This window comes from Aeromonas sp. FDAARGOS 1408 (genome assembly GCF_019048665.1).
In the GTDB taxonomy this organism is placed as follows: Bacteria; Pseudomonadota; Gammaproteobacteria; order Enterobacterales; family Aeromonadaceae; genus Aeromonas; species Aeromonas dhakensis.
Window position 1 is genome coordinate 2,965,940 of the sequence record NZ_CP077394.1, and the last position, 21,554, is coordinate 2,987,493.

General features: G+C 61.9%; 15 protein-coding genes. 9 read left to right on the top strand and 6 right to left on the bottom strand.

What is annotated here, in order from left to right; genetic code table 11:
- Positions 1–113: 113 nt before the first annotated feature.
- A complete protein-coding gene (locus I6L38_RS13515) occupies positions 114–2,603 on the top strand; it encodes a penicillin-binding protein 1A (RefSeq protein ID WP_043171188.1) in 2,490 nt (829 codons plus the stop codon).
- 69 nt (positions 2,604–2,672) lie between these two features.
- Here the strand turns inward: I6L38_RS13515 and oxyR are convergent, their stop codons facing one another.
- From oxyR to I6L38_RS13535, 4 genes are all read right to left on the bottom strand, one after another.
- Positions 2,673–3,569, bottom strand: a complete 897-nt coding sequence (gene oxyR / locus I6L38_RS13520) for a DNA-binding transcriptional regulator OxyR (protein WP_201881658.1) — start codon at positions 3,567–3,569, stop codon at positions 2,673–2,675.
- Positions 3,570–3,714: 145 nt separating this feature from the next.
- The gene (locus tag I6L38_RS13525; RefSeq protein WP_017764994.1) at positions 3,715–5,355 is read right to left on the bottom strand and encodes a methyl-accepting chemotaxis protein; all 1,641 of its coding nucleotides are present in this window, start codon (positions 5,353–5,355) and stop codon (positions 3,715–3,717) included.
- A 218-nt stretch (positions 5,356–5,573) separates the two neighbouring features.
- Positions 5,574–6,221, bottom strand: a complete 648-nt coding sequence (locus I6L38_RS13530; protein WP_216988634.1) for a DsbA family protein — start codon at positions 6,219–6,221, stop codon at positions 5,574–5,576.
- Positions 6,222–6,296: 75 nt separating this feature from the next.
- The gene (locus I6L38_RS13535) at positions 6,297–7,157 is read right to left on the bottom strand and encodes a Vmh family MBL fold metallo-hydrolase (RefSeq protein WP_042049717.1); all 861 of its coding nucleotides are present in this window, start codon (positions 7,155–7,157) and stop codon (positions 6,297–6,299) included.
- A 127-nt stretch (positions 7,158–7,284) separates the two neighbouring features.
- Between I6L38_RS13535 and I6L38_RS13540 the strand changes: the two genes are divergently transcribed.
- On the top strand, positions 7,285–8,184 hold the full coding sequence (locus tag I6L38_RS13540; RefSeq protein ID WP_017764991.1) for a LysR family transcriptional regulator: 900 nt from the start codon (positions 7,285–7,287) through the stop codon (positions 8,182–8,184).
- A gap of 63 nt (positions 8,185–8,247) precedes the next feature.
- On the opposite strand, the gene I6L38_RS13545 is transcribed toward I6L38_RS13540, so the two are convergent.
- Positions 8,248–9,024, bottom strand: coding sequence for a BPSS1780 family membrane protein (locus tag I6L38_RS13545; RefSeq protein WP_017764990.1), 777 nt, complete (start codon positions 9,022–9,024; stop codon positions 8,248–8,250).
- A 176-nt stretch (positions 9,025–9,200) separates the two neighbouring features.
- On the opposite strand from I6L38_RS13545, the gene I6L38_RS13550 reads away from it, so the two are divergent.
- Together I6L38_RS13550 and I6L38_RS13555 are read left to right on the top strand one after the other, a co-directional pair.
- Positions 9,201–10,052, top strand: a complete 852-nt coding sequence (locus I6L38_RS13550; RefSeq protein WP_043171192.1) for a hypothetical protein — start codon at positions 9,201–9,203, stop codon at positions 10,050–10,052.
- A gap of 43 nt (positions 10,053–10,095) precedes the next feature.
- Positions 10,096–10,920: a peptidoglycan DD-metalloendopeptidase family protein gene (locus I6L38_RS13555; protein WP_216988635.1), complete on the top strand. Its 825-nt coding sequence runs from the start codon at positions 10,096–10,098 to the stop codon at positions 10,918–10,920.
- Positions 10,921–11,007: 87 nt separating this feature from the next.
- Here the strand turns inward: I6L38_RS13555 and I6L38_RS13560 are convergent, their stop codons facing one another.
- Positions 11,008–12,342, bottom strand: a complete 1,335-nt coding sequence (locus tag I6L38_RS13560) for an MATE family efflux transporter (protein ID WP_043171193.1) — start codon at positions 12,340–12,342, stop codon at positions 11,008–11,010.
- 155 nt (positions 12,343–12,497) lie between these two features.
- Between I6L38_RS13560 and mscM the strand changes: the two genes are divergently transcribed.
- From mscM to I6L38_RS13585, 5 genes are all read left to right on the top strand, one after another.
- Positions 12,498–15,776 carry a miniconductance mechanosensitive channel MscM gene (mscM, locus tag I6L38_RS13565; RefSeq protein WP_043171195.1) on the top strand — a complete coding sequence of 1,093 codons (3,279 nt, stop codon included), beginning with the start codon at positions 12,498–12,500 and terminating at the stop codon, positions 15,774–15,776.
- A 22-nt stretch (positions 15,777–15,798) separates the two neighbouring features.
- Positions 15,799–16,509: a glycerophosphodiester phosphodiesterase gene (locus I6L38_RS13570; protein ID WP_043171196.1), complete on the top strand. Its 711-nt coding sequence runs from the start codon at positions 15,799–15,801 to the stop codon at positions 16,507–16,509.
- A 132-nt stretch (positions 16,510–16,641) separates the two neighbouring features.
- Positions 16,642–18,519, top strand: a complete 1,878-nt coding sequence (locus I6L38_RS13575; protein WP_043171198.1) for a methyl-accepting chemotaxis protein — start codon at positions 16,642–16,644, stop codon at positions 18,517–18,519.
- Between the two features lie 517 nt (positions 18,520–19,036).
- A complete protein-coding gene (frdA, locus tag I6L38_RS13580) occupies positions 19,037–20,821 on the top strand; it encodes a fumarate reductase (quinol) flavoprotein subunit (protein ID WP_043171199.1) in 1,785 nt (594 codons plus the stop codon).
- Positions 20,814–21,548, top strand: a complete 735-nt coding sequence (locus I6L38_RS13585; protein ID WP_005298338.1) for a succinate dehydrogenase/fumarate reductase iron-sulfur subunit — start codon at positions 20,814–20,816, stop codon at positions 21,546–21,548. Before frdA ends, I6L38_RS13585 begins: the two co-directional genes overlap by 8 nt.
- The last annotated feature ends 6 nt before the right edge of the window (positions 21,549–21,554 follow it).

Sequence of the window (21,554 nt, forward strand, 5' to 3'; positions counted from 1 at the left end):
CCCGCCTCTTCTCGAGGAGCCGGACCGTCGTCAGGAAAACCTCGAATTCACGAAGGCAAAAGGGCTATACTCTGCGCCCGTTGGCTAATTTTAAGACGATTGGTAGTTCTTCCATGCTGAAATGGCTCGTACGCCTGTTTATTGTCATGATGCTGGGTGCTGTGCTGGGTGTTGCCAGCCTCATCGGTATCTACTTCTACATCAAGCCCCAGTTGCCGGATGTGACCGCACTGCGCGACGTCAAGCTGGCCACCCCGATGAAGGTGTACAGCCGGGATGGGGAATTGATCTCCCAATTTGGCGAAATTCGTCGCATCCCCCTGCATCTGGATGAAATTCCCCAGTCCATGATCGATGCGGTGCTCGCCACCGAAGATGCCCGCTTCTACGAGCACCCCGGCATCGACCCCATCGGCATTCTGCGGGCTGCCACCGTCTGGGCCGTCTCCGGCCAGGCACGCCAGGGCGCCAGTACCATCACCCAGCAGGTTGCCCGCAACTTTTTCCTGAGCAACGAGAAGACCCTGGTGCGCAAGATCAAGGAGGTCTTCCTGGCCTGGCGCATCGAGCAGAACCTCTCCAAAGACGAGATACTGCAGCTCTACCTCAACAAGATTCCGCTCGGCTATCGGGCCTTCGGGGTCGGCGCCGCCGCCCAGGTCTACTTTGGCAAGGAGGTGAAAGAGCTCACTCTGGACGAGATCGCCATCATTGCCGGTCTGCCCAAGGCCCCCTCCATGCTGAACCCGATCCGTTCGCCGGAGCGGGCCTTCGCCCGTCGCAACGTGGTGCTGGGTCGCATGCTGGAGACCGGCAAGATCACCCAGGCCCAGTTCGACGAAGCCTCCAAGATGCCGATCAAGGCCCGTTATCACGGTGCCGAGACCACCCTCAACGCCCCCTATCTCGGCGAGATGGTGCGCCAGAAGATGGTGGAGCAGTTTGGAGAAGACGCCTACACCATGGGCCTGCACGTCTACACCACGGTCACCGCCAAGCGTCAGCGGGCTGCCCGTCAGGCTCTGCTCGACGGCGTGTTCGACTATGACACCCGCCATGGCTACAAGGGGGTGACCGCCCAGCTGTGGAAGAGCGGCGAGGCCGACTGGGATTACGACAAGATCATGGCCCATCTGGCCAAGCAGCCGACCTATCAGCCGCTGATGGCCGCCGTGGTCACCAAGCTGGGTGACAAGAGCGCGACCATAGTGCTGAAAAACGGCAAACAGGCCGAGCTTGGCTGGAACGGCATCAAGTGGGCTCGTTCTTTCATCACCGACGATCGTCAGAGTTTTGCCCCGAAATCGGCACGGGACGTACTCAAGGTCGGCGCCCAGATCTGGGTACGGGAGAAGGGTGAAGAGCTGCTGCTCTCCCAGATCCCCGAGGTCAACGCCGCCCTGGTGGCCATGAATCCGCAGGATGGCGCCATCGAGGCGCTGGTCGGCGGTTTCAGCTTCGAGTTGTCCAAGTTCAACCGGGTCGATCAGGCACGTCGCCAGATAGGCTCCAACATCAAACCTTTCCTCTATGCCACCGCGCTGGAGCAGGGCTATACCCTGGCCTCGCTCATCAACGATGCGCCGATCAACCAGTGGGATCCCTCCAAGGGCCCCATGTGGCAGCCCAAGAACTCCCCGGCTATCTATGACGGCCCCACACCGCTGCGCCTTGGTCTTGCCAAGTCGAAGAACGTGATGTCGGTCCGGCTGATGCGCGCCATCGGGCTGGATACCTATATCGACGGTCTGACCCGCTTCGGCTTTGCCCGCGACACCATCTCGCCCAACGAATCGCTGGCGCTGGGCGCGGCCGAGTTCACCCCGCTGGAAGTGGTGCGCGGCTATTCGGTGCTGGCCAACGGCGGCTTCCAGGTCACCCCCTACTTCATTACCGAGGTGACCGACAGCTTCGGCGCGCCTCTCTATCAGGCCAACCCGGCCGCCGCCTGCCGTGATTGCGGCGTACTGGCCGCCGCCGGTCTGGACAGCGCGGATGCCTATGCCAATACGGCCCCCGACTGGAAGGCCCAGTGCCCCATCGATCCCGTCGTGCCCAACAACATGGCGCCGCAGACCATCAGTGCCCAGAGCGCCTTCCTGGTCACCGATACCCTGACCACCGCCATCTGGGGCGGCAATGGCTGGCGCGGCACCGGCTGGCGGGCGGCTCGCGATCTCAAGCGCCACGATATTTCGGGCAAGACCGGGACCACCAACGAGTCGCGCGATGCCTGGTTCTCCGGCTATACCCCGAACCTGGTCGCCACCTCCTGGATCGGTTTTGACAACCACCAGCGTGGCCTGGGCCGGGCCGAGTTTGGCGGCGGCGCCGCACAGCCCATCTGGATCGACTTCATGAAGACGGCGCTCAAGCAGATCCCCGAGCGCAAGATGCCGGTGCCGGAAGGGATCATCACGGTGCGCATCGACCGTGAAACCGGCCTGCTGACCAACCGCACCGATGGCAGCAGCACGGACGAGTTCTTCAAGGAAGGCACCGAACCGACCCGCTTCGCCACCCAGAGCTCGGATGGCAATCAGGTCTATGGCGGCGATGGCTCGGACACTGACGGCCCCGTCTCCACCGACGATATCTTCTAAGCAACCGCAGCAGACAAAAACCGGCGCCAAGGCGCCGGTTTTCTTTTGGTGAACACGAATGCGTTGTCGTCAGCCGAGCAGGTTTTTCATCAGGCTCGAGATGCGGGCGGCCAGCTCGTTGAAGCAGGGCCGGCGCACCGAGTAGTGGCGATAGAGCAGCGCTATGGTACGCCCCGGCACCGGATCGATCACCGGCCGGTAGCTCACGCCCCCCTCCTCGGTATTGGCTGGCACAGCGAGCCTGGGTACCAGCGTCATGCCGCTGCCGGCCGCCACCATGTTGCGCAGCGTCTCCAGGCTGGTGCCCTTGAAACGCTGATCCTCGCCGATGCCGGCGGCAAAACAGAAGCCCATCGCCTGATCCCGCAGACAATGGCCATCGGCCAGCATCAACAGCTTCTTGCCCTTCAGATTGCTGAGCGGCACCGCCTTGGCCCTGGCCTCCGGATGCTGCTGGGGCACCGCCAGCCACATGGGCTCCTGGTAGAGAGGGATGGAGCCAAACCCTTCCATCCCCTCCAGTTCGGCCAGGATCAGGCAGTCCAGCTCCCCCTCTTCCAGCCGTTTGAGCAGCACCTGGGTCTGCTCTTCATAGAGGTAGAACTCCAGCTTGGGAAAATGTTCGCGCAGATCCTGGATGATGTGGGGCAACAGATAGGGGCCGACGGTGGGAATGAAGCCGATGTGGATCTCGCCGGACATGGGTTCGGCAAAGTGCTGGCCTATGCTCTTGAGTTCGCGCACCTCTTTGAGCACCTTGCGAGCCTGCTGCGCCATGGCATCGCCAGCCGGGGTGAACAGCACCTTGCGGGAGGTGCGCTCGATCAGGATCACCCCCAGCTCATCCTCCAGCTTGCGCAGCTGGCCGCTCAGGGTCGGCTGACTGACGAAACAGCGCTCCGCCGCCTTGCGAAAGTGCTTCTCCTCTTCCAGCGCCACCAAATACTCGAGATCGCGAAGGTTCATACATCCAGAATCCTGCCAACCAATGGGGCCATTAGCATGCCCAAGAACGGCGGGAGGGACAAGGGATGGTGAGATTGGACAGACCATGCACAGGGGATAAATAAAACGGGCCCGGATCCGGGCCCGTCGGGTCAGCGTCGCCTCATCACACCCGGAAGCGACGTACCAGCTCCTGCAGCTGGGTGGCCAGATGGTTCAGGTCGTTGCAAGCCTGCGCCATCTGGGTCGCCCCGGCCGCCACCTCTTCCGAGGCATGGCTGATATTGACCACGTTGCGGTTGAGCTCTTCACTCACCGCCCCCTGCTCTTCGGTGGCGGTCGCGATCTGGATGTTCATGTGGGAGATGCTCTCCACCGAGCCGCTGATCTCGGAGATGGACGCCCCCGCCTCACGCGCCGTACTGACGGTGGAGTTCATCATGTCCTGACTTTGCTGCATGGTGGTGCCGGCCTGCTCGGCCCGCTGCTGCAGCTCGGCAATGATGGTGTTGATCTGGGAGGTGGAGTCCTGGGTCCGTTTCGCCAGGGTGCGCACCTCGTCGGCCACCACCGCAAAACCGCGCCCCTGTTCCCCGGCCCGGGCCGCCTCGATGGCGGCGTTCAGTGCCAGCAGGTTGGTCTGCTCGGCGATCCCGCGAATGACCTCCAGCACCATGCCGATGTTGCGGCTGTCGTCACCTAACTGATGAATCACCACGGCGGTGCTCTCGATGGCACCGGCCACCTGCTCAATGCGCTTGATGGAGTCGTTGACGGTGCGGGCCCCCAGCTCGGCGGTGCTGCTGGCGGCGCTGGCGGCACTGGCGGCATCGCTGGTGTTGCGGGACACCTCCTGCACCGTCGCCTGCATCTCGTTCATGGCGGTGGCCAGCTGGTTCAGCTCGTGCTGCTGGCTGTTCATGTTGTTGGCGGACTGACGGGCCACCGCACTGATCTCCTCGGCCGCTGAGCTCAGTTGCACCACGGATCCGGAGACTTCACTGACCAGATTGCGCAAGTTTTTCTGCATCTCGCCAAAGCCCTTGGCCAGTTGACCCAGTTCGTCATTGTTGAACTGGCTGGTGTCAAGATGGGTCGCCAGATCACCTCCCGACACTTTACCAACCACCTCCAGCAACGCGTTGACCGGGCGCTTGATCTGTTGAGTCAGATACCAAGCCACCAACACCACGAAAAGCAGCGTCACGAGTCCAATCGCTATGCTGAGCAGTTTGGCTGACTCATATGATTGCTCACTGCTGGTATGCATGGCACTACCAATGCGGTCGTTAATTTCGCGCAACGTCATTGTGAGCTGAGTGGTCTGGTCCAACGTAGTGCGGGTAATGCCATCCCGATACTCGCCAATCTTGGCGCCTTCGTTGTTCATGACCGCTTGATACAGCTGATCATGGGCGCTGAAATAGGCCTCTCCTGCTGGTTGCAAGGCACGATAGGTCTGCTCTTCTTCTGCGTCGTTGAAAGCCAAACGGCCATAATCCGACAACGCTTTTAGAAAGCGAGCCTTGGCATCCGAGAAACTGTCGTTCCGTTTGGCGATATCCGCCTGGTCATTGTTGGTCAACGCAATGACCATGGCCAGTTCGGCTCGACGCGCATCCAGCAGCGCAACGTGCATTTGGCTGGCATAGCGAATGGAAGGCACCAGGTTATTGACAATAAGCTGAGTGTTCGCATTCAGGTAGGAGAGCCTGGAGATCCCAAATCCGGCGATGACCAGCACCAATAATGCCAACACCGCAAAACCGGCGCTCAACTTCTGACCTATAGACATATTTTTGAACATGATTGGTATCCTTGGCGGCTAGACGCAAGCCCCTGACATCGAACGTCCGGGCTATCCCCATAGAGCATAGCGCGATGATTGCAAGCGGATGATTTTCATACTATCCGCTGCTCAATATATCGTCCTGCCCGGGGATAGCATGAGGGCCGCCCTGGCAGGAAAATCCACTCAGGACTCATCCGATCAAGGTTATCTTCGGCAGGATACCAATTCCCCCCTCAGCGCCCCATCAGCTGCTGGATATGGCGGTCAAATGCCTGGGGCTCGCCCAGGAAAGAGGACGCTGACAAGGGCGTTACCTTGTCCCCCTGCACCAGCCCCAGAGTCGGGTAACCCTGCCCGCCGAGACGACGCATCCAGACCTGGCTGTCCGCCAGATGGCTTGCCAGATCGACCGCCTGATAAGCCTGCACGAAGGCCTCCTGCGCAATGCCCTGCTCCGCCGCCAGGCTGGTCAGATGCTCGAGAGAACCGATCCAGATGCCATCGCGATAGTGGGACTGCTGGATGCGGTGCAGCATCACCAACCCATTGCCCCCCAGGGATGCCACCGCCAGGATGGCGCGGATCGGCTGCTCCGAGTCCAGCAGCAGCCCATCGCGCAGCAGCAGCTCGTTGAAATAGCGCTCGCCAAAGGGCTGACCGGTCAGCGCCTGGATCCGCTCGTCATGGGGGCGCACATAGTCGCGCAGCGCCTGACCCATGGCCTGGCGGCGACCACCCAGCCAGAGGCCGCCGGCATGCAGTTCGATCTGCAAGCCGGCGACATCGGCCGCGGCTTTCAGCAGCGGGGCGGCACCATAGCACCAGCCACAGAGGGGGTCATAGACATAATGGAGGGTTGTTTGCACTTCGTTCATCATCATTCTCGCTGCAATTCTGGATAAAAAACCGGGCCCTAAGGCCCGGTAAAAAAACACAGGGAAGTAGGCGTCAGGGGGTTACCACTTCATCTCGCCGGTATTGACCTTGGCACCGATGGCCAGACCATCGTCGACCGGCAGGGACGGGTAAGCCTTCTTCAACGCTTCAATCAGCTGCCCGGAGTTCTTGGCCTTGGCCAGCTCCTGCTCAAAGCGCTCTACGTAGTCACGGGTGAAGGTCACGGCTTCGGTACCCTTGGGCGCAGTCCCCAGGAAGTGACCCGGCACCACGCGCTCAGGCTTCAGCGCCAGCAGATTGTTCAGCGCCTTGACCCAGTTGCTGCGAGCGACCTTGGTCTGACTGTCCGCCATCCACACATGTACGCCGCTGTAGACCGGCACACCACCAAAGGCAGTCTTGATGGATGGCGCCCACAGGTAGGCATTCGGAGTGTTCATCTCCTTGATCTCGATCTTCTCGCCATCCAGGGTCAGGTGGCTGGCCGTCATCACTTGCGGTACGGTCAGGCTCTTGGGTGCACCCTTGCCCAGAATGGGGCTCCAGTAGCTCAGCTTGGCATCCTTGGTCTGGTTGATGTGGTCAACCACATGCTGGTCGGCCAGTACCTTGACGTCGGGGAACGCGGCCATGACAGGTTCCAGACCGAAGTAGAAGTCGGGGTCACCGGCACTGATATAGACGGTGGTCAGTTTCTTGCCGCTCTTCTTGATCATATCCACCAGCGCCTGACCGTTTTGCACGTCAAACTGGGCATCGATCAGGATAGCCTCCTTGTCACCGGCCACCAGGGAAGAGGAGACCGGGAAGATGGCCTTCTCGCCAGGGTTGTAGACAGTTACGGTCAGCGGGGCGGCCATGGCGGCACCGCTCAGCAGGGTGGTAGCCAGGGTCAGATTGCGGATCAGGGTATTGTTCATCGGGTATTCCTCATCAAGTCATCAGGGGTTCATCAGATGGACACAGTTTATTGGATCACTTTCGGTACAAATACAGCATAATGAGCGCATCACTGTTGCATTAATCGAACATATAGAGAGCCTGAACATGGATCGACTGACCGCATTGCGGGTCTTTGTCAGCGTAGTCGAACAGGGCAGCCTGAGCGGCGCCGGGGAGAAACTGGAGATGTCGCGCGCCATGGTGACCCGCTATCTGGCGGAGCTGGAGCAGTGGATGGGGGCGCGGCTGCTGCACCGCACCACCCGCCGGCTCAGTCTGACCGGCCCGGGAGAAGAGGCGTTGAACCGGGCCCGGGCCATGCTGGCGCTGGGGGAAGAGATGGAGCAGATCGCCGTGCGCGGCGACGAGGCGCCCAAGGGGCAGTTGCGCATCACCAGCAGCTATTCGCTCTCGGAAGCCCTGCTGGTGGGGGCCGCCAACGACTACCTGGCGCGCTATGCGGGCACCGCCATCGATATCCTGCTACTGGACCGGACCGTCAACCTGGTGGAGGAGCGGATCGATCTCGCCATCCGCATCACCAATGATCTCGATCCCAACCTGGTGGCCCGCCGGCTCGGCACCTGCCACTCCGTGGTCTGTGCCAGCCCGGCCTATCTGGCCAGGCACCCGACACCGCACAAGGTGCAGGAGCTCGCCCTGCACAACTGCCTCACCTACACCTATTTCGGCAAGAGCCTGTGGGAATTTCAGGGGCCGGACGGGCCCGAATCTGTGCCGGTCAGCGGCAACCTCAGCGCCAACATCTCCAACCTGTTGCTGGAGGCGACCCTGGAAGGTGCCGGCATCAGCCTGCAGCCTCGCTATTCCGCCCAGCCCCATCTCGAGACCGGCACTCTGGTACCGCTGCTGGAGCAGTGGCAGCCCAAGCGACTCGGCGTCTACGCCGTCTATGGCACCCGCAAGCAGATGTCACCGCTGTTGCGCAGCTTCCTCGACTTTATGGTGGAACGCATGGCCGCCGACCCCATGTGGCGTGATTAAACCGGCATGAAAAAGGGGCCAGCAGGCCCCTTTCGTTCAATATGCCAGACTCGCTGGCCGCATTCAGGCTTCGAAACCGCTCAGCGGGGCATCGGCCGGCGTCTCCTGCGCCACATCCAGGAAGATCTCCCGATATGCCACATAGATGGAGTAGTTGAGGGCCGGGATCACCACCAGCAGCCCCACCAGCATCAGCGCCGCACCAAACAGCATCAGGATGGCGGCGACTATGCCCCACCAGAGAAAGGGCCACATGTTGGTCAGGCAGCCTTTGAAGCTGAGCTTGGCCGCCTGCAGGATCCCCACGTCGTGGAAATAGATGAGCGCGGGGGCGAAGGTGATGGCCATCAGCACCGGGATCAGCAGCGCCAGCCCCAGCAGCAGGCAGAGCAGCAGCCCCTGGGCCTGGGCCGCCGTGACCACCAGGGATTCGGGATCCTGGGTCAGCAGGGAGGTAAGCCCCCACATGGAGAGCAGCCCCAGGCAGATGAGACCGATCAGGCTGAACAGAGCCAGCACCAGCAGGCCCCCCAGCATCAGCGGGGTCAGCTTGTGGCGAAAACCGGAGAAGAAGTCGGCGAAGCGCAGCGGGTTGCCTTCATAGCCGTGGTGGGCCACCGCCACCCAGCCGGCGCCCCAGACCATGTAGAGCAACTGGGAGATGAGGCTGCCCGCCGGCAGGCGCTCCAGCAGCAGACCGACCGCAAACCAGACGAGAACCATGGCGACGCTGGCCCCCATCCCCTTGTTGAAGATATCGAAGCCGGACCGCACCCAGACCCAGCCACGCCCTATGGGGTGACGGGCGGGTGCTGTGCGCAGGGGGGACAATCCATTCATAACAGTTCCTCGGATGAAAACGGCTGGTTGCCGATTCTAGAGCCATGGGGCCCCCGACTCAATGGCGGGCCGCCGTCGACACCGCAGGTGCACGTCATGGCTGCTTGTATCAGACGTTACGGTTATCATAAGAGACCCCTCTGCAAGGGGCGTTCACTTATTCAAGAGAATCCAAAATGCGTACATCTCACCTGGCGCCGCTGCTGCTGGCCTCCCTGTTGCTCAACCTCTGGCAGTGGCAAGCCGACCACACCGTCGCCCAGCCGGAATCAGACGCCGCCGGCACCGCCCGCTCAGCCCAGTGCGACGCGTCAGCTTCCCAGAGCAGCAGCCAGAACCCGGGGCAAAGCCTGCTGGCCAAGCTGCCCGGCAAGGGCCCCCAGAGCGAGCCAGCGCCCACCCAGGAGGCGCTCCCCCCCAATCCAGAGCTGGAAGCCGCCATCAGCCAGTGGAGCCAGTCGAGCGAAGGGTCCGTGCTGATCGAACGGCTCTATGACGCCGAACAGGGCAGCCAGCTCACCACCGTCTTCGATCGGCTCGACATCGTGGAGGACGTGCGCGGCCAGGTGCAGGAGCAGCTGCGCGAGCTCTATCGCCTCGGCTTCGATCATCCCGACGCCTATGAGCAGGAAAGCCAGCGCATCTGGAGCAACCTCAGCAACCTGCTGGGGGAGGATACCCGCACCCGGCTCGAGCAGGAGATCTACTCGGGCGACACCAACCGCCTGCTGGAGATCCAGGGCCGCCTGGCGGAGCGCGGCGAGCTGCTGGCACCGGCCCAGCGCCAATCCCTGACGCGCCTGTTGAGCGAGGCGAACCAGCAGCTGGCCCAACAGGAGAGCGGCGATGCCGGCACCTATCTGGAGAACCAGCGCGCCTATACCCAGCGGGTACTGGAGAGCAGCCGCGGCTTCCTGAGCCCGGATCAGCTCAAGGTGCTGCAAGACATGCTGGAGCTGGATCTGGTGCGCCAGGAGGTCTCGGTCCAGATGGAGGCCATCTACCAGCGCTTCCAGCCAGCCTCCTGATTTCGTTACCGTTTCGTCTTAGTCAACCCAGCCTGGAATCATCATGAGAGTCGTTTGTTGTCTATTGTTGCTGCTGGCCAGCCAGTCCGCCCTCGCCGAGGGCTTCATCAGCCGCCTGCTCAATCACCCGGTGCCGGGCGGTGTCGCCGTGGTGCCCCTTGGCAGCGAGGCACAGGCCCCGACCGCCCGCTATCAGGGCAAGCCGGTGCTGGTGGTGCGTGAAGAGGGCAAGCGCTGGATTGCCATCGTCGGCATCCCCCTCAAGAGCCAGCCCGGCCCCCACCAGCTGCAGGTGAGCGATGGCCGCACCCTCGACTTCACGGTCGGCAGCAAGCACTACCGCGAGCAGCACATCAAGCTCAAGAACAGCCGCCAGGTCAACCCGCTGGCCGAGGACATGGCCCGCATCAACCGCGAGCTGGCGGAGCAGACCCGCGCCTACCAGACTTTCAGTCCGGCCCAGCCCAGCAACCTGCTGTTCGACAAACCGGTGGAGGGCCCGCTCTCCAGCCCGTTCGGGCTGCGCCGCTTCTTCAACGGCGAGGAGCGCAACCCCTACTCCGGCCTCGACTTCGCGGTCGGTGCCGGCACCCCCATCAAGTCGCCGGCGGCGGGCAAGGTGATCCTGATCGGCAACTACTTCTTCAACGGCAATACGGTGTTCGTCGATCACGGCCAGGGGCTCATCAGCATGTTCTGCCACATGTCGAAGGTCGACGTGAAGCTGGGTCAGAGCCTGCCCCGCGGCGGCATCGTCGGCCGGGTCGGCGCCACCGGCCGCGCCACCGGTCCCCATATGCACTGGAACGTCAGCCTCAACGACGCTCGCGTCGACCCCGCCATCTTCATCGGTGCCTTCAAGCCCTGAGGCCGGAGACCTGTCGCGCGCAGGCCGGGGCGTTCAAAACGAAAAAGGCAGCCGAGGCTGCCTTTTTCATGGCCGAATGACCACCTGTCAGGCAGCGCTGTGCTGGCGTGCCTCCTTGCCCATGGCTCGCCACATCACCAGGACCAACAGGGTGCTGCAGGTGGGCAATGCCAGCCAGACGCCGGATACCCCCCACAGGGAAGAGAAGCCCCACAGAAAGCCGCCGATCAGCACCAGCTTGCCGCCGGTGAGCAGGGAGGCGACGCGGGCCCGATTGATGGCCTGGAAGTAGGTGGCCCCCACCAGCAGCAGGCCCTCCATCGGCAAGCCCCAGAAGTAGAGCCAGATGCCGAGGCTGGCCACTGGCAACAGGGCCGCGTTGTCACCGGCAAACAGGTAGACCACCCCCTCCGGCCAGAGATAGAGCGGCAACATGCCGCACAGGGCCACCAGCAGCGTCACCCCCAGCGCCAGGTTGCGCACCCGCAGCACCCGTGCCCAGTTGCTCGCCCCGGCGTTGAAGCTGGCGATGGGCTGGATGCCCATGGCGATCCCCTCGAAGATGAGATAGAAGAAGGCCTCGCTGTAGCTGATGACGCCGTAGGCGGCCACGTGCAGTGAAGTGCCGACCGAGAGCAGCGCCTTGTTGTGCAGCGCCAGCACCACCGACAGGTAGAGGTACATCAGAAAGCTCGACACCCCGAGTCGCAATGTCTCTCCCATCAGCCGCCAGTCGGGCTGCAGGGTATCCCAGCGAATGCGCAGCTGGCTGCGCGGCGTGAAGAAGTGCCACAGGCACAGGCCGCCGGTCACCGCCTGGGAGAGCATGGTGGCGATGGCGGCCCCCGCCAGTCCCCAGGGGATCACCGCCATCAGCAGATAGTCGAGCAGCACGTTGAGCACGCCGCCCCCCACCAGGATCCAGGTGGTGAGGCCGGGTCGCCCATCGTTGCGCAGCAGGGCGGTAAAGGCCATGGAGAGCACCGCGAACACCCCGAGCCAGGCGTACCACTGCAGATAGGCGTATCCGGCGTCGAAGATGGTCCCCTCCGCCCCCATCCACATCAGCATCTCGTCACCGTAGTGGATACCGATGAAGGCGAGCAGCGCCGAGGCGATGAGCACCATTACCAGCGCGTTGCCGACGATGTGACGGGCCCTGGTCTGCTCCCCCTTGCCCAGATAAAACGAGGCGAGCGCCGAGGAGCCCATGCCGATCAGCGCCCCCACCGCATAGAGCACGGCGCAGATGGGGTACGCCAGCATCATGCCGGCGAGGCCATCCTGGCCCAGAATATGGCCGACGAAGATGCCGTCTATGGTGACATAGATGCCGGTGACCAGCATGGCGGCCACGGTCGGAGTGACGTAGCGCCAGAACAGGCGGGAAAGGGGGGCCGTGCCCAGATCGACTGCGAACATAGGATGCTCAATGGAGGGGAAAACGGCCGGAATGATAGCCAAAGAGGGCCGGGATCGCCCGTTATTTATGTTACAAATCATTAATATGGAAAACTTTACCCGCCCAGGCCCCTGCTTTAGGCTAGGGCGACTCCACCTGAACGGAAACGTGCGCCATGTTGCAACGCCTGCTCTCCCTGCTGCTCTGCCTTACTCTTCTTTCTCCCCTTGCCCAGGCCGATGACGCCATCACCCAGGTGGAAGAGCTGCTGCAGAGCGTGCCCAAGACGGACACCCCGGAGAACCAGAAGCTGCGGGAGAGCTACCAGCAGGCGCTGCAATTTGCCCGGGAGGCCCAGCGCTACCGCGAGCAGGGCAAGGCCTATCAGCAGGTGCTCATCGATTATCCCAAGGAGTCGGCCCGCCTCAAGGAGAGCCTGCACAACTACCAGCCCCAGCCTCGCCCTGCCCTCTCCTCCCTGAAGGAGGAGGCGCTGCGCCAGGCCATCGGCCTGAGCAGCAACCGCCAGCTCAACCTGCGCAAGGAGCGCCAGGGGGTGATGGACAGCCTCAACCAGCTGGAGAGCACCGGCCAGGAGTATCACCTGCGGGTCGACGAGCTACGCAAGCAGTTGCAGCAGACCCGTGCCCTGCTCGATCGGCTCAGCTTCAGCAGCGAGTCTGACCGCCAGCAGGATGCCCAGCAGCTGGTGACCCGCCTCAAGGAGCAGAGCCTCTCCGACCGGATCCAGATGCTGGAGCTGGAGCAGCTCTCCGCCCAGCAGCGCAACGACCTGGGCAAGCTCAGGCTGCAGGAGCTCAACCTCGCCATCACCGACGAGGACGAGTGGCAGACCAGCCTGCTCAACCAGCAGAACCAGCTGCGCCGCGACAAGACAGAACAGGCACTGGCGGAGAGCGAGCGCCTGCGCAAGCAGCTCACCTCCGACATGCCGCTGCTGCTGGAGCAGCAACAGCAGAATCAGGCGCTCTCCATCCAGCTCGGCGCGCTCGAAGATCAGATTGAGCGGGTGCAGGACGAGCAGCGGGTGATCGACACGAACCTCTCGACCCTGAACGACCTGGTCAACTCGGTGCGCGAGCAACTGGAGTGGCTGCAGATCAGCAACGCCTACGGCGAGAACCTGCGCAGCAAGCTCTCGGATCTGCCCGCCTACTTCCCCCTCGACAAGCTGGAGTCGGCCATCGTCAACGCCCGCATGGCCAAATACCAGTACGAGACCGAGCAGGATGCCCTCAAGGATCCGCGTCAGCTGCGCGATCAGCTGCTGACAACCGACGGCATCACCCTGGATCGCGCCCAGCTGGCGGTGCTCGACAACCTGCTCAAGGCCAGACGGCAGCTGCTGACCCGACTCAACGACGCCGCCGACAGCCTCATTCAGGAGCAGACCCGGCTCAAGCTGCTCTACAGCCGCCAGAACAGCAAGATCGACGAGATCCGCGAGCTCAGCGCCAGCCACCTGTTCTGGATGCCGGACGTGCGCCCGCTCACCCCGGCCGTGCTGCTCGGGGTGCCGGCCGCCCTCGGTCTCGCCCTCAACCCGGTCAACTGGTTGCAGCTGCCCCAGGCCATCGCCGAGAACAACCCCATCACCCTCACCTTCGCCGGTATCGGCATCCTGGTGCTGGCCTGGTGCTGGTTCAAGCTGGCTCGCCACCTGACCCACTACAGCCAGTACATAGCGCCCCGCATCGGCAAGGTGACCCAGGACAAGTTCAGCCTCACCAGCCGACTGCTGATGCGCTCTCTGCTGGCCTCCCTGCCGCTGCCCGCCATGGTGCTGATGGTGCGTGGCCTGCTCGACGGCGCCTGGCAATACCCGTTCGCGGTGGCGGTGGCCCGCGGCCTCGGCGAGATCTGGTTCCTGCTGCTGGCGCTCTTGATGGCCCGCCACCTGACGCTGGAGAAGGGGATCCTGATCCTCCATTTCCGCTGGCAGAAGGAGCGGGTGCAGAAGGTGTGGAGCCAGTTTCGCACCCTGCTGCTGGTAATCATCCCGAGTTTCTTCGTGCAAGGCATGGCCAACAGCTATCAGGAGCACGCCTTCTACGATTCCCTCGGCCGGCTGTCCTTCATCGTCGGCGCCCTCTGGCTGCTGCTGTTCTTCGCCCGCCTCAACCGGGAGCGGCTGCCGCTCACCTGGGGCCAGGCCGACATGAGCAAGCCCCACCTGCTGCACCACTTCATCTGGAACAGCCTGATGCTAGCGCCGCTGCTGGCGGTGATCGGCTCTCTACTCGGCTACTTCTATACCTCCCGCATCCTGCTGCGCCAATTAGAGCTGAGCCTGCTGATGGGGCTGGGTTGCCTGCTCGTCTACTATCTGGCGCACCGCTGGATGCTGATCCAGCGTCGTCGACTCGCCTTCGAGCGAGCCAAGAGCAAGCGCGCCGAGATCCTGGCCCAGCGCGGCCGGGAAGAGGGACACGACGAGCTCAGCTCCGAGATCCCGGACGTGGTGGAGGACACCGAACTGGATCTGGACACCATCAGTGCCCAGTCCCTCGGGCTGGTGCGCACCCTGCTGATGCTGGGCTTCACCATGCTGGTGGTGGTGCAGTGGTCCGAACTCAACTCGGCGTTCAGCTTCCTGCGCAGCATCGAGGTGTGGCAGGTAAGCAGCAAGATCGGCGGCATCGAGCAGGTCGTCGCCATCACCCTGCAGGATCTGATGCTGACGGCATTCACCTTCATCCTGACCGTGGTCACCGCCCGCAATCTGCCGGGCCTGATGGAGCTGACCCTGCTCCAGCACCTGAGCCTCTCCCCCGGCACCGGCTTCGCCATCACCACAGTGACCAAGTACATAGTGCTGGTGGTGGGGGCGCTGACCGGCTTCTCCATTCTCGGCATCGACTGGTCCAAGGCGCAGTGGATGGTGGCGGCCCTCTCCCTGGGCCTGGGTTTCGGGCTGCAGGAGATCTTCGCCAACTTCGTCTCCGGCCTCATCATACTGTTCGAGAAACCGATCCGGCTCGGCGACACTGTCACCATCCGCGAGCTGACCGGCACCGTCACCAAGATCAAGACCCGCGCCACCACCATAGTGGATTGGGACAGGAAGGAGATCATCGTCCCCAACAAGGCCTTCATCACCGAGCAGTTCATCAACTGGTCGCTGTCCGACGCCATCACCCGGGTACGGCTGCGCATCCGCATCGGCCTGACCCAGGAGCCGAGAAAGATACAGACCATTCTGGAAGAGTCGATCAAGGCCTCCACCCTGGTGCTGGAGACCCCCTCCCCCGAGGTGTTCCTGATCGAATTCACCGACTCGGCGCTGATCTACGAGATCCGGCTCTACGTGAACAGCATGGATCACCGCATGCCCATCACCCACGAGGTCCACTCGCTGGTGCTGGAGAAATTGCAGCAACAGGGGCTGGGGCTGCCGCACCAGCAGATCGACATTCGTCTGAGCCGGGCCTGAGTCGCCCTCACAGGAGCACAACATGCAGATCATCGCCCATCGCGGCGCCAGCGGACTGGCACCGGAGAACACCCTCAAGGCCATCAGGCTGGCGCTGACGCTGGGGGCTGGAGCCATCGAGATCGACGTGCAGCAGGCCGACGGCGAGCTGTGGGTCTTCCATGACCGAAGACTGGAGCGCTGCACCGACGGCCGCGGCGTGCTGACGGCCCAGTCACGCACCTATCTGGCGAGCCTGAATGCCGGCGAGGGAGAGGGGATCCCGACCCTGTGGCAGGTGATGGAGGCCATCGCCGGCCAGGCCGAGCTGCATATCGAGCTGAAAGGAGCACAAACAGCCGACGAGGTGGCCCGACTGACCCGGCGCGCTGAGGCCGAGCTTGGTTTCACGACCGCCCAGTGGGTCGTCTCCTCCTTCCACCATCCCGAGCTCGCCCGCTTCGCCGCACTGCGCCCCGAGATCAGGCTGGGGGCTCTCACCTCCACCATCCCCCTCACCCAGGCGGCCTTTGCGGCCGAGCTGGGTGCCTGGTCGCTCAACTGCGACGTGGATTTTGTCGATCAACAGCTGGTACAGGATGCCCACAAACGCGGGCTAAGAGTGTTGGTCTATACGGTCGATGAACCCGCCGATCAAGCGATGCTGGCCGCCATCGGCGTCGACGGCATCTTCACCAACCGGCCGGATCGTTTTCTGCCATCCGCCAAATTGGACTCATTGTGTCGGGGGTGATCGATAACCGCTGATTTAAGCTATAAATTTAATGGCGCACCGGGATACAAAAAGTTCGACTTTGGCCGATACAGTGTTGGCCCATAACAATAAAACCACACATCGCAGACTGAAGCTCACAAGGATGTAAACATGAACTTATCCATCAAGAACAAGCTTGTCCTCGCCATCGGGGTCATTATCCTGGTCATAACAGGCCTGCAGGTCTGGTACAACACAAGTCAACTGAAAAGCGAGACCCGGCGTCTGATCTGGAGCTTCATCGACGACAGCTCGGTCTCGAACGTGAAAGGCATCTCCCGCTGGCTGGACGCCCGCATCGGCATGGTCACCGCCACCAAGGAGGCCTTCGCCAAGGAAGACGAACCCATCAGCCATCTGGCCCAGACCATGAACGCAGGCAACTTCGACCTGGTCTACGTGGGCACCAAGGATGGCAAGATGATTCAGAGCAAGCCGACCGACCTGCCGGCCGGCTATGACCCCCGTCAACGTCCCTGGTACAAGGACGCCATGGCAGCCGGCAAGCTGGCCATCACCTCGCCTTATGCCGATATCACCACGGGTCAGCTGATCATCACCATCGCAGAGCCCTTCACCCGGGGCAACACTCAGGGGGTCATCGCCGGTGACGTCTCCATCGATGCCCTGGTACGCGATGTGCTGGCCCTCAATTCGGAAGGCACCTACGCCATCCTGGTTGACGGTAATGGCACCATCATCGCCCACCCGGACAAGGAGCTGGCGCTCAAGCCGGCCACCGCCCTTTCCCCCGATCTGACCGCAGCCAAGGTCAACGAACTGGCCCATGACAACACCATCTCCGAGATGGAGATCAGCGGCAAACCCAGCGTGTTCGACCTGACCGAGATCCCGAACACCAACTGGTATTTCGGCATCGTGGTGGACGAAGCGGTCGCCTACCAGTCCGTCTCCCGCATGGTCACCTCCGCCCTGTTGCAAGGCCTGCTGACCATCCTCATCGTGGCCGGTTTCTCCTACGTCGCCATCAGCGGCTCCCTGGCACCACTGAAGACCCTGGGCGATGCGATTGCCGATCTCTCCCGCGGCAACGGGGATCTGACCCGCCGCGTCAAGATCGAGCGGGAAGACGAAGTGGGTATAGTCGCCAAACACGTCAACACCTTCATCGACCGCATCCACGTGATGGTGCAGGACATCTCCAACTCCTCCGGGCAACTGAACCAGCAGGCCAAGTCGTCCCACAACATGGCGGAGAAATCGAGCCAGGGTCTGGCCCGCCAGCAAAACGAGATCTCCCAGATCGCGACTGCGGTGCACGAGATGTCCGCCACCGCGGTGGAAGTGGCCAGCAACGCCGAGCAGACCGCCGATGCGGCCCGCAGCTCCTCCAGCAGCTGTGAGCACGGCAAGCAGGTGATCGCCCGCAACCAGCGCTCCATCACGGATCTCGCCACCCAGGTCAAACAGGCTTCCGGCATCATTCAGGAACTGGAGAAGAACGCTCAGGAGATCAACACCATCCTCTCCACCATTCAGGGCATCGCCGAGCAGACCAACCTGCTGGCTCTGAACGCCGCCATCGAGGCAGCCCGTGCCGGCGAGCAGGGTCGCGGCTTCGCGGTGGTGGCCGACGAGGTGCGGGTGCTGTCACAGCGCACCCACAGCTCCACCGTCGAGATCCGCAACATGATCGAGACCCTGCAGCGCAACACCCAGGGCGCCGTCAGCACCATGCACGAAGGCCAGCTGCTGGCCCAGAACAGCGTGGAAGATGCCAACGATGCCACTCAGGCACTGGAGCAGATCACCGCCTCCATCAACCAGATCTCCGACATGGCGACCCAGATCTCCAGCGCCGCCGAGGAGCAGCGGGCCGTTACCGACGAGGTAAGCCGCAACATCCAGGCAGTCAAGGACGTCTCGGACGAGCTGGCGGTCGATGCCGACAGCTCACGCCATCTCTCTGAACAACTTAAAAATATTTCAGGTGAACTGAGCAATCAGGTCGGCATGTTCCGCATCTGATGCAGATCGACAAAAGGGGCCATGCAGGCCCCTTTTTTTATGAAAAAATGCTTTGGTTTCAATAGTTATTACCACATCAACCCGCAGGGATTACCGACTCTCCTGCACGACACCGGTCAGCCCTCGATCCTGCAACAGCTGACTCACCACGATCTTCGGATTAGTTTTTTGAACTCAACCACCACATTCTTCTATCCGTGAATAATTCTTATTAAATATTTTTGATAAAAAACTTAAAAACTTTGGGGGTAATACCTAAAAAGAGAGGTGTTTCTCATTTTTTTGAAAGAAAACTACGTATAATCCTGAGCTTAAAATAACCATAGTAATGACAGCGGCTGATACCGATAACTGCAGGATGGCGATAATTACGGCGTTTTCATCCAAGGAATGGGGTGATTTTGATAAAGATCACCATTGCCAAGCACTAAAACAGACCAGTTTGACTTGCATCAAGCCTGAATTTTTTTCATAGAGCAAAATCGTGCCCAGCAAATCTATCCCTAAGGAGGCAGATGTGGATATTATCAAGACCGATGTCGCCATCATCGGTGCTGGTGGTGGTGGCCTGCGTGCCGCAATCGCCATAGCGGAAGCTCACCCGGAGCTGGAGATCTCCCTGATCTCCAAGGTCTACCCGATGCGCAGCCACACGGTGGCCGCAGAGGGCGGCGCCGCCGGTGTCGTCCGTGATGATGACTCCCTCGAAAACCACTTCAACGACACCGTCTCCGGTGGCGACTGGTTGTGTGAGCAGGACGTGGTCGACTACTTCGTCAACAATGCCACCAACGAGATGATCCAGCTGGAGCACTGGGGTTGCCCCTGGAGCCGCAAGCCGGACGGCAAGGCCAACGTGCGCCGTTTCGGCGGGATGAAGATCCCCCGCACCTGGTTCGCGGCAGACAAATCCGGTTTCCACATTCTGCACACCCTGTTCCAGACCTCCATCAAGTACCCGAGCATCAAGCGCTTCGACGAGCACTTCTGCATGGATCTCATCGTGGAAGATGGTCGCGTCCAGGGCGTACTGACCTTTGACATCCAGAACGGCATCACCCGCTTCATCCAGGCCAAATCCGTCATTTTGGCCACCGGTGGCGCCGGCCGTGTCTATCGCTACAACACCAACGGCGGCATCGTCACCGGTGACGGCATGGCGCTGGCCTACCGCCACGGCGTACCGCTGCGCGACATGGAGTTCGTCCAGTACCACCCGACCGGTCTGCCGGGCACCGGCATCCTGATGACCGAAGGTTGTCGTGGTGAGGGTGGCATCCTGCTCAACAAGGATGGCTACCGCTACCTGCAAGACTACGGCTTGGGCCCGGAAACTCCGGTCGGCCAACCGAAGAACAAGCACATGGAGCTGGGTCCCCGTGACCGTCTCTCCCAGGCCTTCTGGCAGGAGCAGCAGAAAGGCCGCGTGATCCAGGGCCCGATGGGCGACGTGGTTCACCTCGACCTGCGCCACCTCGGCGAGAAGTACCTGAAGGAGCGTCTGCCCTTCATCTGCGAACTGGCCAAGGCCTACGTAGGTGTGGATCCGGTCAAGGAGCCGATCCCGGTACGTCCGACTGCCCACTACACCATGGGCGGCATCGAGACCAACGGCGCATGCGCCACCCGTCTGCCGGGCCTCTATGCCCTGGGCGAGTGTGCCTCCGTCGGTCTGCACGGCGCCAACCGTCTTGGTTCCAACTCCCTGTCCGAGATCGTGGTGTTCGGCAAGGTGGCCGGTGAGCACGCCGGTGAATTTGCCAAGACCCAGTCTCACGGCAACACCCAGGCGCTGGCCGCCAAGGCCGAGGCGCTGATCAAGCAGCACCTCTCCCTGCTCGACATCGACGGCACCGAAAACCCGGCCGATATCCGCAACGAACTGGGCATGTCCATGGAAGCCGGGGTCGGTATCTACCGTACCGAAGAGCTGATGCAGGGCACCATCGACAAGATCAACGAGCTGAAAGCCCGTTACAAGAAGATCAAGATCAACGACAAGTCCTCCGTCTTCAACACCGATCTGCTGTACGCCATCGAACTGGGCTACATGCTGGACGTGGCCGAAGCCATGGCGCACTCCGCCATCAACCGGAAAGAGTCCCGCGGTTCCCACCAGCGTCTGGACGGTTACGAGGAGCGCGATGACGTCAACTTCCTCAAGCACACTCTCTCCTTCTACAACGGCGAAGGGGCCCCGACCATCGACTATTCCGATGTGAAGATCACTAAATCCCAACCGGCCAAGCGCGTGTACGGTTCCGAGGGTGAGAAACAAGACGAGGCTAAGAAGAATGGCTGAGATGATCGAAATTGAAATCCTGCGCTACCGTCCCGAGCAGGATAACGAGCCCTGGATGCAAACCTTCCAGGTGCCCTACCTCAAAGAGATGTCCCTGCTGGATGCGCTGCAATACATCAAGGATCATCTGGACTCTACCTTAAGCTTCCGCTGGTCCTGCCGGATGGCGATCTGCGGCTCCTGCGGCATGATGGTCAACGGCATTCCGAAACTCGGTTGCAAGACCTTCCTGCGCGACTACCTGCCGGGCAAGATGACTATCGAGCCGCTCAACAACTTCCCGATCGAGCGCGATCTGGTGGTCGACATGTCCGACTTCATCGAGAAGCTGGAGAGCATCAAGCCCTACATCATCCCGTCTGAGCCGCGCAACCTGTGCGATGGCGAGTACACCCAGACCCCGGCTGACATGGCGAAGTATCACCAGTTCTCCATGTGCATCAACTGCGGTCTGTGCTACGCGGCCTGCCCGCAGTATGGCATCAACAAGAAGTTCACCGGTCCGGCGGCCCTGGCACTGGCCTACCGCTACAACGCCGACAACCGCGACAGTGCGTCCAAAGAGCGGATGAAAATCATCAGCCAGGACGAGGGCGTCTGGGGTTGCACCTTCGTGGGCTACTGCTCCGAAGTGTGCCCGAAAGGCGTGGATCCGGCGGCGGCCATCCAGCTTGGCAAGGTCGAGAGCGCCAAGGACTACATGATCGCCATGTTCAAGCCAGATTGAGAGCAG

Bases quoted from the DNA above. Each gene is read 5' to 3' on its own strand.
- I6L38_RS13515 (WP_043171188.1), top strand. From the start codon at position 114: ATGCTGAAATGGCTCGTACGCCTGTTTATTGTCATGATGCTGGGTGCT.
- oxyR (WP_201881658.1), bottom strand. From the start codon at position 3,569: ATGAACCTTCGCGATCTCGAGTATTTGGTGGCGCTGGAAGAGGAGAAG.
- I6L38_RS13525 (WP_017764994.1), bottom strand. From the start codon at position 5,355: ATGTTCAAAAATATGTCTATAGGTCAGAAGTTGAGCGCCGGTTTTGCG.
- I6L38_RS13530 (WP_216988634.1), bottom strand. From the start codon at position 6,221: ATGATGATGAACGAAGTGCAAACAACCCTCCATTATGTCTATGACCCC.
- I6L38_RS13535 (WP_042049717.1), bottom strand. From the start codon at position 7,157: ATGAACAATACCCTGATCCGCAATCTGACCCTGGCTACCACCCTGCTG.
- I6L38_RS13540 (WP_017764991.1), top strand. From the start codon at position 7,285: ATGGATCGACTGACCGCATTGCGGGTCTTTGTCAGCGTAGTCGAACAG.
- I6L38_RS13545 (WP_017764990.1), bottom strand. From the start codon at position 9,024: ATGAATGGATTGTCCCCCCTGCGCACAGCACCCGCCCGTCACCCCATA.
- I6L38_RS13550 (WP_043171192.1), top strand. From the start codon at position 9,201: ATGCGTACATCTCACCTGGCGCCGCTGCTGCTGGCCTCCCTGTTGCTC.
- I6L38_RS13555 (WP_216988635.1), top strand. From the start codon at position 10,096: ATGAGAGTCGTTTGTTGTCTATTGTTGCTGCTGGCCAGCCAGTCCGCC.
- I6L38_RS13560 (WP_043171193.1), bottom strand. From the start codon at position 12,342: ATGTTCGCAGTCGATCTGGGCACGGCCCCCCTTTCCCGCCTGTTCTGG.
- mscM (WP_043171195.1), top strand. From the start codon at position 12,498: ATGTTGCAACGCCTGCTCTCCCTGCTGCTCTGCCTTACTCTTCTTTCT.
- I6L38_RS13570 (WP_043171196.1), top strand. From the start codon at position 15,799: ATGCAGATCATCGCCCATCGCGGCGCCAGCGGACTGGCACCGGAGAAC.
- I6L38_RS13575 (WP_043171198.1), top strand. From the start codon at position 16,642: ATGAACTTATCCATCAAGAACAAGCTTGTCCTCGCCATCGGGGTCATT.
- I6L38_RS13585 (WP_005298338.1), top strand. From the start codon at position 20,814: ATGGCTGAGATGATCGAAATTGAAATCCTGCGCTACCGTCCCGAGCAG.